5 protein-coding genes are annotated in these 16459 nt (G+C 42.9%); 3 read left to right on the forward strand and 2 right to left on the reverse strand.

Annotation, left to right across the window (positions count from 1 at the left end; translation table 11 throughout):
• Nucleotides 1-151: 151 nt before the first annotated feature.
• Nucleotides 152-1021, reverse strand: a complete 870-nt coding sequence (locus tag B5F08_RS12050; protein ID WP_087379858.1) for a hemolysin family protein — start codon at nt 1019-1021, stop codon at nt 152-154.
• Between the two features lie 297 nt (nt 1022-1318).
• On the opposite strand from B5F08_RS12050, the gene nifJ reads away from it, so the two are divergent.
• The gene (gene nifJ / locus B5F08_RS12055) at nt 1319-4882 is read left to right on the forward strand and encodes a pyruvate:ferredoxin (flavodoxin) oxidoreductase (RefSeq protein WP_087379894.1); all 3564 of its coding nucleotides are present in this window, start codon (nt 1319-1321) and stop codon (nt 4880-4882) included.
• 750 nt (nt 4883-5632) lie between these two features.
• Here the strand turns inward: nifJ and rlmD are convergent.
• The gene (gene rlmD / locus B5F08_RS12060; RefSeq protein ID WP_087379861.1) at nt 5633-6844 is read right to left on the reverse strand and encodes a 23S rRNA (uracil(1939)-C(5))-methyltransferase RlmD; all 1212 of its coding nucleotides are present in this window, start codon (nt 6842-6844) and stop codon (nt 5633-5635) included.
• A 430-nt stretch (nt 6845-7274) separates the two neighbouring features.
• Here rlmD and B5F08_RS12065 point away from each other — a divergent pair, with 430 nt between their 5' ends.
• The gene (locus tag B5F08_RS12065; RefSeq protein WP_158096304.1) at nt 7275-12005 is read left to right on the forward strand and encodes an endo-alpha-N-acetylgalactosaminidase family protein; all 4731 of its coding nucleotides are present in this window, start codon (nt 7275-7277) and stop codon (nt 12003-12005) included.
• A gap of 274 nt (nt 12006-12279) precedes the next feature.
• A complete protein-coding gene (locus B5F08_RS12070; protein ID WP_087379867.1) occupies nt 12280-16272 on the forward strand; it encodes a sialidase domain-containing protein in 3993 nt (1330 codons plus the stop codon).
• Nucleotides 16273-16459 lie beyond the last annotated feature (187 nt).

Genomic DNA, 16459 nt, shown 5'->3' on the forward strand with positions numbered 1-16459 from the left:
ATAGGCTAAACCCCAATTCCTCCTTCTTTTTTATCAAAGTGTTGGTTGCTTGATAAACGCAAAAACCCTGAATTTCAGATAGAAATTCAGGGTTTTTGGACAAGCTGAGCGGCTTCAAAACTGAAGCCGCTGAAATTTTTAATATGAAATTTTAATCTCTTTTTTCTATGATAACGGAGGAAATTCTTCTGTCCTCAATTTTATCTACCGTTATCATAAGGTCGTTTACTATTATTGACGGGTGCTCGCCCTCTTTTGGTATTCTGCCGATTTTGTCAAGAATAAGTCCGGCTATTGTTTCGCTGTCTGTTTCTATGTTTTTAAGGGAAGTTCCGGTAAGGTCTTCAACCTCGTCCAAAGGAAGAGAGCCGTCGGCGGTAAACTTATTGGCGGAAAGTTCCTTTATTTCCTCTTTTTCGTGGTCGAACTCGTCCTGAATATTGCCTAAAATCTCTTCGATAAGGTCTTCAAGGGTGATAAGTCCGTCTGTGCCGCCGTATTCGTCCACAACTATTGCAAACTGCATTTTCTTTTTTGTCATTTCGGCGAAAAGCAGAGAGCATTTCTTTGTTTTAGGAACGTAAAGAACCTCACGTGTTACATTTGATAATTTAAAATCCTTAGGTACGTCGCCCAGCACATAGCGCAGCAAATCCTTTACGTAAAGCACGCCGGTTATTTTATCCATATCCTCGTGATAAACAGGGATACGTGAATATCCGGTGGAAATTGCCGTATTTACCACATCTGAAAGTGATGCGTCGTCGGATATTGCCACCATGTCGGTGCGGTGGGTCATAATTTCTCCTACAGACAGGTCGTCAAAGTCAAAAATATTCTCGATAATGTCCTTTGTGGAGCTTTTAATAACGCCTTTTTCGTTTCCCTCTTCAACAAGAGAGAGTATTTCGTCCTCGGCTTCCTGCTGCATTTCCTCGTGGTTTTTATTTTTGAAAAATTTGTCGAAGAAGCCGGTGCCTTTTTTGCTTTGTGAATTGTTGCCTCCCGATTCGTCAGGCATTTTCTTTCATCCTTTCGGTATATATAAGTGTCCGGAAAGCTTAAAAAAACTCCGGAAAAGAGGGTAAAAACAGGGTTTTTTCCAAAAAGAAAACCCAAACATAACATATTTACCTTCTTACAAATAGATTTTACAGAAAAATTGATAAAATGTCAAACCATAATTTTTATTTTTACTTTACAAGTGACGAAAAAAGTGTTATTATCTTAATGAAACACTGGGCATCAGAGTTTACATGATATGTACCTTTAACCCAGTTGGAAAAGGTATTTTTTAAGGAGGAAGTTTCCAATGGCAATATCCAGAAAAATGAAGACCATGGATGGTAACAATGCTGCCGCATATGTATCATATGCTTTCACAGACGTTGCTGCTATCTATCCTATCACCCCGTCATCAGTTATGGCTGACGAGACAGACAAGTTCTCTGCAACAGGAAAGAAGAATCTTTTCGGCAGAGAGGTTCAGGTAACAGAGATGCAGTCCGAAGGCGGCGCTGCAGGTGCTGTTCACGGTTCTTTGACAGCAGGTGCTCTGACAACTACTTATACAGCTTCTCAGGGCTTGCTTCTTATGATCCCAAATATGTACAAGATGGCCGGTGAGCTGCTCCCAAGCGTTATCCACGTTTCAGCTCGTGCTCTCACAAGCCACGCTCTTTCTATTTTCGGCGACCATTCAGATATCTATGCTTGCCGTCAGACAGGTTATGCAATGCTCTGCTCCAACAACCCACAGGAGATTATGGACCTTGCAGCAGTTGCTCACCTTTCTGCAATCAAGGGCAGAGTTCCTTTCCTTCACTTCTTCGATGGTTTCAGAACTTCACACGAAATCCAGAAGATCGGTGTATGGGATTATGAAGACCTCGGCGAGCTCCTCGACTGGGACGCAGTAGAAGCATTCCGTCGTCGCAGCCTCAATCCTGAGCATCCTGTAATCAGAGGTACAGCTCAGAACGACGATATCTTCTTCCAGGCTCGTGAAGCTTGCAACAAGTACTACGATACAATCCCGGAGGTTGTTGTTGAGTACATGAACAAGATCAACGCAAAGCTTGGCACAGATTACAAGCCATTCAACTACTACGGTGCAGAGGACGCAGAGCACGTTATCGTTGCTATGGGTTCTGTTTGCGACGCTACAGAAGAAGTTGTTGATTACCTCAACGCAGCAGGCGAGAAGGTTGGTCTTTTGAAGGTTAGACTTTACAGACCATTCGTTGCTGATTACCTCCTCAGCGAGCTTCCAAAGACAGTTAAGACAATCTCCGTTCTCGACAGAACAAAAGAGCCTGGTTCAATCGGCGAGCCTCTCTATCTTGACGTTTTGGCTGCTATCAACGGTTCTGACTTTGCAAACGTAAAGGTATTCACAGGCAGATACGGTCTTGCTTCCAAGGATACAACTCCTGGCGACATCGTTGCTGTTTACAGAAATGCACAGAGCGCAACACCTAAGAAGAGATTTACAATCGGTATCGTAGACGACGTTACAAATCTCTCACTTCCTGTTGTTGAAAATCCAGATACAACTCCGGCAGGCACACGTTCCTGTAAGTTCTGGGGCCTCGGCGCTGACGGTACTGTTGGTGCTAACAAGAACTCCATCAAGATTATCGGTGACCACACAGACATGTATGCTCAGGGCTATTTTGCATATGACTCAAAGAAGTCCGGCGGTCTTACAGTTTCTCACTTGAGATTCGGTCATCAGCCAATTAAATCAACATATTACATCAGCAAGGCTGACTTCGTTGCTTGCCACAACCCATCATACGTTGATAAGTATGAGATGGTAGAGGACCTCAAAGAGGGCGGCAGCTTCCTTCTCAACTGCGGTTGGGACGTTGAAGAGCTTTCAAAGAGACTCCCAGGCAAGATGAAGAAGCTCATCGCTGACAAGAAGATAAATCTTTACACAATCGACGGTATCGCTATCGGTAAGGAAATCGGACTTGGCGGCCGTATCAACACAATCCTTCAGTCCGCATTCTTTAAGATTGCAGACATCATTCCTGCTGAGGAAGCAAAGCAGTACATGAAGGACGCTGCTACAAAGTCTTACTCTAAGAAGGGTCAGGCTATCGTTGACATGAACCACGCTGCTATCGAAAGAGGTATGTCAGACCTTAAGAAGGTTGAAGTACCGGCAGATTGGGCTAATTGCGTTGACGATGCTGCTGCATACTGCGCAGAAGGCGACAGAGCAGATGTTGTTAAGTATGTTAACACAATTCTCCATCCAGTTAATGCTTACAAGGGCAACAAGCTCCCTGTATCTGCATTCATGGATTATGTAGACGGTACATTCCCACAGGGCTCCGCTGCATATGAGAAGAGAGGTATTGCAGTTGACGTTCCGGAGTGGAATCCGGAAAACTGCGTTCAGTGTAACCGCTGCTCATTTGTATGTCCACACGCTGTTATCCGTCCTGTTCCTATGACAGACGAAGAACTCGCAGCTGCTCCGGAGAATACAAAGTCAGCTGCTATGATCGGTATGAAGGGCCTCAACTTCGTTATGACAGTATCTACCCTCGACTGCACAGGCTGCGGCGCTTGCGCACAGGTTTGCCCAGGCAAGAAGGGTAACAAGGCTCTCACAATGAAGCCAATCGATACTCAGAGAGCAGGCCAGAAGCTCTTCGACTATGGCTTCAAGCTCGATCCAAAACCAGAGGTTCTCGACAAGTTTGCTGAGTCCACAGTTAAGGGCAGCCAGTTCAAACAGCCTCTCCTCGAGTTCTCCGGCGCTTGCGCAGGCTGCGGTGAAACACCATATGCAAAGCTTGCTACACAGCTCTTCGGTGACAGAATGTTCATTGCTAACGCAACAGGATGTTCTTCAATTTGGGGCGGTTCTGCACCTGCAACTCCATACACAGTAAACAAGAAGGGTCACGGCCCTGCATGGCATAACAGCCTCTTCGAGGATAACGCTGAGTTCGGTCTCGGTATGGCTCTCGGCCAGAAGGCTATCAGAAACAGACTCTGCGAGTATGTTTCTAAGATTGAAGAATTGGTAGAGGATGCAAGCGTTAAGGAAGCATGCAGCAACTACCTCTCAACTCTCGGCAACTCAGGCGCAAGCAGAATCGCTGCTGACGCTCTTATTGAGAAGCTCGAGGAAATCAAAGACTGCGACTGCGAAGCAGGCCAGCTTGCTAAGAAGACACTTATCGACAAAGACAGCCTTGCTAAGAAGTCCATGTGGATCCTCGGCGGCGACGGTTGGGCATACGATATCGGCTTCGGCGGACTTGACCACGTTATCGCATCCGGTGAGAACGTAAATATCCTCGTATTCGATACAGAGGTTTACTCAAATACAGGCGGACAGGCTTCTAAGGCTACACCAATCGGTTCTGTTGCACAGTTCGCAGCAGCCGGTAAGGCTACAAAGAAGAAAGACCTGGCTGCAATCGCAATGAGCTACGGCTATGTATACGTTGCTCAGGTAGCAATGGGCGCTGACTACAACCAGTGCATCAAGGCATTCACAGAGGCTGAAAGCTACGACGGTCCTTCAATCCTCATCTGCTACGCTCCATGTATCAACCACGGTATTAAGGGCGGCATGAGCATTGCTCAGCAGGAAGAGAAGAAGGCAGTAGACGCAGGTTATTGGAACTGCTTCAGATATGACCCAAGACTTGCAGACGAAGGCAAGAACCCATTCATGCTCGACAGCAAGGCTCCAACAGCTTCTTATCGTGACTTCATCATGGGCGAAGTTCGTTACAACGCACTCAGCCGTGCATTCCCGGAGAGAGCAGAAAAGCTCTTCGAGAAGGCAGAGGAGTATGCAGAGAAGAAGTACGAGCATCTCACAAAGCTTGCAGAGCTTGACATGGAGTAATCCTATCGCTCAATAAAACTTAATATCACAAGAGTCTAACTCTTGACAAACCCCTCCGGACGAGACTTCGGAGGGGTTATTTTTATATCCGACCTGCAAGGGGAGGATATAAAAATAAACTTCCGTTTCAGGTCGGGCGAGACCTTTGTTTCCGTCTTGCAAAGGCTTAATTTTAAAGTAGAGTTCGTTTCAAAGCGGGCGAGTCTTTTGATTCCGACGGCAAAGCTTTCATGTAAAAATAAACTTCCATTTTCCGTCGGGTGAGTTTTTTGTTTCCGCCTTGCAAAGGTTTTATATAAAAATAAACTTAGTTTCAAGGCGGACGAAGCGTTTTGTTAAGCGGTTTGGAATTGTTCGCTCTCAGTTGGCTTTGTCATTTCTTTATTATTCTTATATAGAACTATATATCGTAGGGCGCACCATCATGTGTGTCCGGCAACAAGCACCGTATAATAAAAATAATGACGTTTACGGAGAAGATGTTAAATAACAAACCGTCCCAAAAAATATTTTTAAAATACGGATTTGGTTCATCTGTCAATAAAAATTATCTTTTATAAACTAACTTATTTTTAACAAAAACCTTACTGCAACCGGGCGGATATACAATCCGCCCCTAAGGTTTGATTTTTTTATTAAACGGCATAATAAAAAATGGCTATGCTACAAAGTTAACTGTAACATAGCCATTGTTATTTCTAAAGCTAACGTCTCGCCCGGCGTGTGATGATGTTAATTTTAATTGCTAAGTTATTGCACGTCGGATATAAACACTTTTTCAATCAGCACGATGTTTTCTATGTGGTTGGTGTAGGGGAACATGTCTACAGGCTGGGAGGTTTTGCATTTATAGCCGTTTTTAGTGAGAAATCTCAGGTCACGGGCTTGGGTTTCAGGATTGCAGGAAATGTAAACGATTTTTTTCGGCTTTATTTTACTGCAAAGCGCACTTAAAAATGACTGACTGCATCCGGCTCTTGGAGGGTCGAGAAAAACTGTTGAGAAATTCAGCTTTTCATCGCCGGCAAAATCAAAAAATTCGCTGTCCGACGCCTTATAAAAACGTACATTTTTAATTTTATTCAGCTTTGCATTTTCTATTGCGCTTTTCACCGCATCGCCGTTTATTTCAAAGCCTATAACAGATTTTGCCTGTTTTGACGCCACAAGACCTATTGTTCCTATTCCGCAGTATGCGTCAAGGACGGTATCTTCATTGGAAAGCTGTGCAAGTTCGATGGCTTTGTTGTAAAGAATTTCTGTCTGGTCGTGGTTAATCTGATAGAAAGAAAGTGGCGAAATGTGAAATTCCAAACCGCAGAGATAATCTGTGATGTAGGGCTTTCCGTAAAGGACCTTGCTGTTTGTTCCCTGAAAAAGTCTTTCGGTGTTTTTGTTTTGGGCAAATATTACGGATTTTATTTCGGGATGCTTTCCCACAAGAGCTGTGCAGAATGTCTTTTTTGCGGGAAAATCCGGAGTTACAGCGGAAATTATAACCATTATTTCGCCGGTTGCAAAGGCTTCCCTTATGGTGACGCTTCTCAAATAGCCGCTTTTTGTTCTCGGGTCAAAGGGTTTTACCTTGAAGCTTTTAAAAAGCAGGCACAGAGTTTTGAAAATCTCGTTTGTTTTTGCTGTTTGAAGCCTGCAGTTGTCAACAGGTACGGCGTTTCCGTCGGAGGAACGGTAAATACCGGATACAAGATTATTTCTTTTGTCCCTCATAAAGACTGCCTGCGCCTTATTTCGATAACCTGTAGGATTTTTTGCGCCTATTATAGGTTCAATATGGCAGAATTTAGATATTAGTTTTATTGTTGTGCCGGTTTTCAGAGAAAGCTGTTGGTCATAGGATAGATTTGCCAGATGACATGCACCGCAGGACTTGCTTTTTATACAAAAGGTTAGTTTTTTTTCGGTTGTGCTGAGAGTGTTTCCCGGTTTTTTATTTTCTGCCATTTTTTTGCAGCTCCTTTAATGTAATAATTGCTGATAAAATTATAGCATATTTTTGTATAAATAAACAGATTTAAGCTATAATTTGTGTAAGTTACACAATACGACAAAAAATGCACTGTAAATTTAAAGTTAATAGTATATTTTTGTATAGACTATAAAAAATAATGAGGGTATTTTGTGTAATATAACAGATAGATTCTCGTCAAAGATAACAAAAATTAGAATATTTTTTTACAGCTCTTGAACTCAGAACCCACTTGTGTTATGATAATTATGCGTATAATATGTTTTTTGAGTGATTATCTGTGTTATTAAAAAGAATATAGTAAGTCAAATTTCTGATTTTCAGGAACAGTTGCCGTTCATCTTGAAAATTTTAGGAATATTGAGAAGGCATGTTGTAAGTGAATTTAAAGAAAGTATGGATTTTATGGCAAAATCAACACCTAAAAAGCTTGTGGCTTTGGTATTGTCAGCTGTTATGGCGTTGTCCTGCCTTGCAACCGGTGCTGTCAGCACTGCTTCTGCAAGAGAAGCGGACGAGCTTGACCCAAGCGGTATGAAAATTACTGCAGGAAGTCAGGAAGGAAGCACACCGATAAGCAATGCTTTTGATGATAACAAAGGCACAATGTGGGAAACAAACTGGTCAAGCGGAGGAGATACCTCAAGCTATGACAAACATTACGTTGTGTATGATTACGTTCGTGACTTCTCCAAGGACGGCATTGAAGGCTTTGAAAAGGTTTCCGGAAATGTTAACTCCAGCGGTATCAATGAGAACGGAGAATTTGAGGTTGTAAACGCAACAGGCAACACACTGTTTATCGACCAGAATTCTAAGGATCTTTCAAATGTTGACGTTGAGTACAAGTTCAATACATCTAAGGACAACGGCAACATGGGTATTGTTGTTCGTTATGTAAACGATGATAACTGGACAGCTATTTATCCTGCAAGCGGTGGCGGCAACGGTCTTTCCTGGCAGGTTAAGAACTCAAAGGGTCAGACCTATTCTCTTACATCCGGCGGTTACTGCGATGACGGTCAGAGAATTTACTCAGACCGTATTAAGCCTTACACACTGAGAGTAAGAGTTGTAGGAAAGGTTCTTACAGTTTACCTTGACAACGCTGAAATCTACAACGGCTATGTTGATATAATCACAACAGGCGCAGGTAAGCAGGGTATCTTCATGCAGAGCGGATCAAGCATTACTGCTTCTTACCTTGGTGTTACAAATGTTGTTCCTGCAGAAGCTCCTGAAACTGTAGAGGAAACAACAATCGAGAACGAGAAGATTAGAGTTACTTTGGACAAGAACTTCCCAAGAGTTATCGGCTATGAGCTTTTGGAAACAGGAGCAACAACTCCGGGCGAAACAACTCCAAATAACATTATCGAAATCAACAACAAGCAGTTTACACCTGTTGTAGGTGAGGCTGTAAACAACGGCACATCCATTACATATCCTGTTACAATCAATATTACAGACGAAAAGGCTGTAACAATGAATGTAAACTATGCATTGGACGGCAACACAATCAACTACACAATCACAGATATTGACGACAGTCAGTACACAATTTATACAATCAACTTCCCTGAGCAGGCAATGGTTTCCATGAGCAGCACACAGGGAGATGCAGAGCTGAGAGTAAACGATTACAACAGCGAAACAACAGTTGACCTTTCAACAGTTGTAGAGGCTGACAAGGCTTACAAAGAAACTTCAATTGCAGTTCTCAGCGACGGCAATATCGGTGCTACAATCAACAACGGCTCAATCAAAGCAAGAAAGAGCGTTGCTTACCGCACAGTGGCAGCGGAGGACGGAAGCTTTGTAACAAAGCTTTGGACAAACGAATTCCTTTACAAGGGCATCGATAACGAGGTTATCGAAGAGCCTTGGGCAAAGATTGCAATTACAGGCGACAGAAACCAGGACGACGTTGTTGACTTCCAGGATGCAGCTATCGCAAGACGTGACGATGCAGGCGCTTCCGAGGGTCAGTACGGTTATGTTGTAGGCTATGAGAACTATCAGGACAGCATGACAATGATAGCTATGAACGTTGGTTCAGCTGCTCAGTATCCGTTCCTCAGAATTCTTGACAACGTAAAGAAGATTTATCTTGCAACAGACGGATTCAATCAGAACATCATCATCAAGGGTTATCAGTCAGAAGGTCATGACGCTTCTCACCCAGACTTTGCAAACTATAACACACGTGCCGGCGGTCTTGACGACTTCCTGACACTTCTCCAGAATGCAGACGCTTACAATGCAAACATCGGTGTTCATATCAACCATACAGAGGTATATCCAGAGGCTCCTCAGTACTCCATTATCGGTTCTACAGCAGGCGGCTGGAGCTGGTATGACAGCGCAGTTCAGATTAAGCGTGAAAACGATATTCTTATGACCGAGTACAACGGCGAAGACTATCAGAATATGGGCGAAAGACTCCAGCAGCTTTACGATGATACTCAGGGCTTGCTCAAGAACATCTATGTTGACGTTTACTTCGACACAAGATGGGCAATGTACAAGCTTCAGGATGCTATCAACAGCGAAGGCATTGCAGTAAGCACAGAGTATGTAAACATGATGGACAAGGCAAGTGCATTCGGACATCACATTGACGGCAGATTTAACACAGCCGGAAACCTTGTTCGTTTTGTAAGCAATGAAACTCAGGATATTTTCAACAACTCAACACTCTTCAGAGGAATGACAGACAGAGCTACTGTAGGTATCGACGGATGGCAGACATCTTACAGACTTGACTATACAATCCAGCAGTTCTTTACAAACATTCTTCCAAACAGATATTTGGCTCAGTTCCCAATCTACAAGTACAATTCCAACAGCGAGGCTGTACTTGGCGAGGACATGAATGTTGTTACAAAGGTTGTTAACGGCGTAAATGTTATCACAAAGGACGGCAAGGAAATTGCCAACGGCAATAAGATATTCATCCCATGGGATGCAGAAACAGAAAACAAGATTTACCACTGGAATTCAAACGGCGGCAGCTCCACATGGTATCTCCCGGATTCATGGGACGGAATTAAAGAGGTTTATCTCTATGAGCTTTCCGATACAGGAAGAAGCGAGCCTACAGTTCTCAAGGTTGACGAGAACGGTCAGGTAACAATCAACGCAAAGGCTAACACAGGCTATGTTGTTTATAAAGAAGCTCAGGCTGAGCAGGAAGATGTTAAGTGGGGCGAAGGCGGATACGTTAAGGATCCAGGATTTGACAGCCATGACCCGAACTACGCTTGGAACGCAGGCGATCAGGATAACATCAGCTTTGTAAACAATTCAAGAGGTAACACAGAGGCTGTTATAAACGGCGACGGTACTCTCTATCAGACAATTACAGGACTTACACCTGGACAGCAGTATACAGCTTCTGTTTGGGCAACAGTAAACAATTCAACTGCAACCATTGAGGTTAAGAACGGAGATGAAACACTTTCCAACTATATGGAGCGCAGTAATGTAAGATATGGTATTCACCATACAAGTAAGTATCAGACATATACACAGCGTATGTGGGTAACATTTGTAGCTGAGTCAGATACAATAACTCTTACACTCAAGACAACAGGCACAGGCACAGCAAACCTTGACGATGTAAGAATTCTCGAAACAACACGTACAGAGCTTACAGGCACAGAGATTTGCCACGAAGACTTTGAGTCCGGCGATGAGGGCTACGGAGTATTCACAACAACAGAAAGTGATAACTCTCACCTTTCTGAGTTGAACCCAGGCGTTACAAACGACGTTATCGACGGAAACTACTCAATGAAGGTTCGTGCAGGCGACTACCTCAGAACAATGCCTTACACAGTAAGACTTGAGCCTAATACAAAGTATGTTGCAACAATCGACTACTTCGCAACAGGCAACAATGCATTTACATTTGCAGCTAAGGACGATATCACAGGTGAGACACTTGCTTCTGTATCCTGCGGAAATCCTTCAGGCTGGGTAAAGACAACAGCAACACTGGAGTTCACAACAGGCGACAACGAAGCATACATCGATATCACAAAGGGCAACCAGAACAACTACATCCTTGACAACTTCATTGTTAAGGAAATGTCAGCTACTATGGATTCCCTTACAGCTCTCTATGAGGAGTGCGATGCTCTCAACGCTGATGATTACACAGAAGACAGCTTTGCGGCTCTTACAGAGGCAATGACAGCTGCAAAGGCAGTTATTGACAAGGGCGACGCAGCTACAGACGATGAAATCTTCACAGCTTACAGCAACCTTCTCGAGGCTAAGGGTGCACTTGTTGGCTATGCAACAGCAGATGACAAGGCAAGACTCCAGACAGCTATCGACGAAATGAAGAATGTAGTTGAAAGCGATTATGTGAAGGATGAAAACTGGACAGCATTCCAGAACAAGATTGCTGAGGCAGAAGCTCTCGTTGAAGAGGAGAAAGTAACAGTTAATGCTATTGACGAAATGATTAACGCTTTGTATGCTGCTAAGGACGCACTTACAACAGTTGCAGAATGGGCAGAGCTTGACGCTATAATCGAAAAGGCAGAAGCAATTAAGACTGCAAACTTCAACGACGGTCAGGATATGGTTGCTTTCACAGCTGCTCTTGCAGAGGCTAAGCAGCTCAGAGAACAGTCCGGCGTAGGTCAGAGCGAAATCGACGCTATGACAGAAAAGCTTACAAATGCTTACAACGCTATTGTTCCTAAGGTAAATTCTGACGAAAGAGAAGCATTCGGAGTTTACATTGCTAGGGCAGAAGCAGCTCTTGCAACAATGCCTGAGGGCGACGATAAGGACGCTATGACTAAGGCTGTTGCAGATGCAAAGGCTGTTTATGAAGATACAGTTACAGGTAATATAGGCAAGATTTTGGCAGCTTACGAAGAAATCGAGAAATATATGCCTGAAGAGGGCGAGGATATTCTCGGAGATGTTAACGGCGACGGTGCCATTACAATAGACGACGCAACTGCTATTCAGCTTTACATTACAAAAGCTATCGAAGACGGCGGCGACCTTGGAAACGGACTTGTATTTAATTTGGCTTTGGCTGATTATAATCATGACGGCAAGGTTACAGTTAACGATGCTACATATATTCAGATTGACCTGCTGAATAAGTAATAATAAAAGTCAGTAAATAAGTGAATAAACCTCCACTGGCGTACTCTCTTTGTACGCCGGTGGCATGGCTTTTATAACAAATTTCTTAAAAGGAATTATAAATTATTATATGAATTGATGAATTAACGGAAATCATTGATTTATGAATTCATATAATGAATGAAATGTATAAAAAGGTTTACTTGCTGTGAGAAAATAGGATATTTTTATGGCAACTTGTGTGGCAGAAGGGTTGTTATATCAATATATAAAAATTAAAAAGGAGAGATTGTGATTGAAACTAAGAACAACTAAAAAGATTGTTTCCTGTATTCTTTCGGTTCTTTTGCTGGCATCCGCCCTTGTATTGCCGGTAAGCGCCAATGAAATATCGGATTCAGTTACAGAGGAAAACACAAAGAGTTATCTTGTGAACGAAGAAAAGACCTTTGACGGCACTACAGCGAGCAGGCTGGATATATCAGAGGATATTGACTTTTTCAAGGATAACACAAGTGCAACATGGACAGTTACTTTTAAAACAACAGCCAATAGCTTCCAAAGTCTTGTTGGTTTGTTTTCTGAAAGTAACGAAAACGGCTACGTAAATATTTACCTCAACAGCGGAAATACAATCGGTATTGAGATAAGAGGTACAGAAAACACATCATTCAGCTTTTCAAAAACTTATAACGACGGAGAGTTTCATACACTGAGCTTCACCGTAAAAGAGAACGAATATTATAAATTCTATTTTGACGGTGAGTGTGTTGTAAACAAGAGCGCAACAAGCACAAAATTCACAAGCAATTTTGGCGTTTCAGATTTGGTTGCAGCAACTATCGGCGGTTCAAAGAGATCTAATGCTTCAAAGGACTGGTCTTTTAACGGAACAATCAAAGATGTTTATATGTCAAACTTTGCTTTGGATGAAACAGAGCTTCTCAAGTTCCACGGTATTTTCCCGGCAGAAGTTATATCCGAAACAAATGTTAAGGATACAACAGGAACAGAGCCTTTGGTAGTTACAGACGATTTTGACCTTGATGCAATCAAGGCTATGGACCAGGGTTCAATCAACATTACATACAAGAGAGACTCAAGCGTTGCAGGCGCAAGCCTCCAGAGCTATCTTGCTTTCTCCAACGGAGACGCTCAGGATGAATACGCTACTTTCTATTTGAATTCTGCCGGAACAAGAGTAGGTTTTGAATTTAAAACAGCTGCTCAGAATCCACATACATTCTGGGACGGAGTAAACCTCAATGACGGAAACTGGCATAACTTAGGATTTGTTTTTGACGGTACAAACGTTACACTTTATGTTGACGGCGTATCAAAGGGAGCAAAGGCTTTCACAGGTATGTTCAGCGCATTGACATGGATAAATAATCTCAACACAGTATCTCTCGGCGGTATGGTAAGAACAGGAAAAACAGGAGCCGGCAACCAGTGGTTCGGCGACTTTAACGTAAACAGCGTTAAGGTATATTCAAATGTTCTTTCAGTTTCTCAGATGGCTTCTATCCAGAACGGAACAGGTTCTGTAGGCGTTTCCGAGGAAGATGTTTCCGACAGAACAGCTCTCTTCTATTCAGGCTATGGTAATTCTGCCAACTACCGTATCCCTGCAATGGTAACAGCTGCTGACGGCACATTGGTTGCATCTATCGACCAGAGAAAGACAACAGCTGCTGACTACGGCGATATCGACCTTATGGTAAGACGCAGTGAGGATAAGGGCGAAACATGGAGCGAGCCTATTATGCTTACAGACCTTCCATCCGGCGGTTCTGCTCATTCGTTTATAATCGATTCCGAGCTTTTGGTTGCCGGCGACGGTACAATCTATTGCTTGGTTGATATGTTCCCAGAGTCATATGCTCTTATGAATTACGGACTTCTTAAGGCAGGTAGTGGTTATAAAGAAGTAGATGGCAAAAAATACATGATTCTTTATGACGCTGATAAAAACGAATACACATTGAGAGAAAACGGCGTTGTCTATACTCCCGAGGGAGAAGTATCTGATTACAAAGTGACAGACTTTGGAAAAGGCACACTTGTAAAGACAGTTGAGGGCGAAGAGCAGAGCGCAGGTTCTATCTTCCTTTATTCAGGAGCAAACAAAGGCGAGCTGAGCGTTCTTTGTACAAGTTATCTGTGGCTTTTCAAGAGTACAGATAACGGTCTTACCTGGAGCGACCCTGTGGATATCACAGGCATGGTAAAGGAAGACTGGATGGTATTCTGTGGAACAGGCCCAGGTTCAGGAATAAGTATTACCACAGATGAGGGCACAGAGAGACTGTTATTCTCAATTTATTTCACAAACTCAGTTACGGTAAACAGCCAGAGTTCTGCTTCCATTTACAGCGATGACGGCGGTGTTACATGGCACAGAGGACAGTCTCCGCAGGAAATCCTTGACAACGGAAACAGAGACCCCGGTACAGAAGGTTATACCGGAGCTACAAATATTGAAAAGTTTGACGGATCAAGCAAATTAAATGATAGTACAGATAAAAACGCTCCCACAAAGGGTATGCTTACAGAAAATGTAATGGTTAGTCTCGGCGGAGAAAATGTAGCTCTTTTGAGCAGAAACAGCAAGGCTAACTATGCATATGTATCTCTCAGCAGTGACGGAGGAGAAACATGGGACAGCTGTAAAATTAATCAGGCTATTCCTGAGTATTACTGCCAATTGTCTGCAATAGTTCATGAGTATCAGGGTAGAAAATATCTTGTTATCTCTAATCCTAACGCAAGTGGAAGATACAACATGACAATTCGTGTAACAGACATTACCGACGGCACTATCTCTACAAATTCATCAGACTGGAAATATACAACAATCAACGTAGGACACGACCAGTATTCCTGCCTTACATCTATAGATGAAAATACAATCGGTATTCTTTACGAAACAGATACAACATGGCACGCTCTCGACATGCTGTTCCAGAAGTTCAGCATCGATTATCTCCTTGAGGGCAACGGCGGCAATGTAAACAATGTTCCTGAGTATCCGGAAATCACAGATATTTCTGCTGAGGTTATCAACGGTGCAAACGGAAGCGAAGGCGTTACAGAGGTTGGCGACACAATCAAAGTAAAGGTTACATTGGGAGTTCCTGTATTTGTAACAGGAAACGCACAGGTTAAGCTCCAGTACAATGTTGGAGACGAAACAAAGACAGTTTATGCTGACTATGCAGGCGGTTCAGGCACAAATGAAATTTACTTCAATTACACAATAGAAGAAAAGTTCAACGGCGACATCAGCGCAGTTATCGAGCCTATTGCAAATCTTGAAAGCAGCACACTCAGAGGTGTAAGCTCACTGAGAAACGGCGAAACAATAGCTGTTGCAAGCTATGGTATATCAGCTGACGACGGTTCCTTTGACCTTGCAGTTGCAGGTGCTGAAGCAGGTTCCTTCCATGCAGGAGAAGGCGCAGACAAGGCTATCGACAAGAACACAAGCACAATGTGGCATTCAGAGTGGGCAGCCGGCAATAACAGAGATGACCTTTGGATTACTCTTGACCTTGGTTCTGTTCAGAACATCACAGGACTTCGTTACCTCCCAAGACAGAGCGGCGGTGTAAACGGAATTATCACAGAGTACTCAATCGAGGTAAGTACAGACGGTATAAACTTCACACCTTATGCAACAGGCACATGGGCAAACGACACAACATGGAAGAAGGCAGAATTCGGAACTGTTGAAGCCCAATATGTAAAGCTTGTAGCAGTAGACTCAGTATCAGGAGAAATCGGAAATACATATGCATCTGCTGCTGAAATTGCTTTGTATTATATACCTGGTGACGAAACAGAGCCTGACTACAGAGAAGAGCTTGAAACAGCTATTCTTAAGGGAGAGAACAAGCTTAGAATCATCGCTGAAAATCCTGAAACTTTCTGGTATGTACCGGACGTAACAGCATTGGAAGAGAAAGTGGCAGAAGCCTATGCTCTCCTTGAAAATGCAGAGGCAACCAACGAGCAGTTAATGAATATGATTGACGAGCTCGATAAGGCTACAGATGTAAGATACATGAGCGGCGATATTGATATGAACGGAAAGATTACAATTATTGACGCAACAGTGCTTCAGCTTTATCTCAATGAAGAAAATCTTGGTGAGACTGATATTGCAGTTATAGCATCCGATACAGACGGAAGCGGTGAAATCGATATAAACGATATTACAGAAATCCAGAAGTATATCGTAGGTATTGTAGAGTATCTCGCACCTTATGAGATGATTATAAGTTAATCAAGGTTCATTTTATCAGATAATTCCATATTCATTTTTTGACCTAAACGCAAAGCAGAGCTTATTTTATATAAGCTTTGCTTTGCAAAGGCATTTTGAAGTATATTTTTGTGTTTTTACGGAAAATATAAAAATAAATTTCAAAAACTGCAGCTTGTAAAATTGATTTAGATTCGGCCCAAAAGGT

The organism is Anaeromassilibacillus sp. An172 (genome assembly GCF_002160515.1).
Lineage (GTDB): Bacteria > Bacillota > Clostridia > Oscillospirales > Acutalibacteraceae > Limousia > Limousia pullorum.